The sequence below is a fragment of the Bartonella sp. CM120XJJH genome (assembly GCF_042194715.1).
GTDB lineage: Bacteria > Pseudomonadota > Alphaproteobacteria > Rhizobiales > Rhizobiaceae > Bartonella.
Genome location: NZ_JBHINE010000131.1, coordinates 1 through 294 on the forward strand (window position 1 = coordinate 1; position 294 = coordinate 294).

The 294-nt window shown below is 45.6% G+C and carries 1 protein-coding gene; it reads left to right on the plus strand.

The genetic code is table 11. From position 1 onward, the window contains the following. Nucleotides 1–294: ABC transporter permease (locus tag ACFIKU_RS10195; protein ID WP_375657442.1), on the plus strand; the 294-nt coding region annotated here is incomplete at both ends.

Consider the following 294-nt stretch of genomic DNA (forward strand, 5'->3'; position numbering starts at 1 on the left):
TCAGAGAAGATAACCAGTCTTGTTGAAGCGGATGCAGAAGCTCTTTCTGGCTTGCCCTATGTTTCTGGTGTAACGCCTCAGATTTCAGCAAGTTCTACGATTCGTTTTGGTTCCGGTGAAGCTAATGCTGTAATTGCTGGGGTGGGAGAACAATTTTTTCAAACACAAGGGCTTAGAGCTGTTGAAGGACAATTGTTTGATCACAAAAGTGTCCATGATCGGGCGGTTGATCTCGTGATTGAGAAAGAAGCGTTGTCTGTTCTTTTCCCCCATAGCCATGAAAGCCCCCTTGGA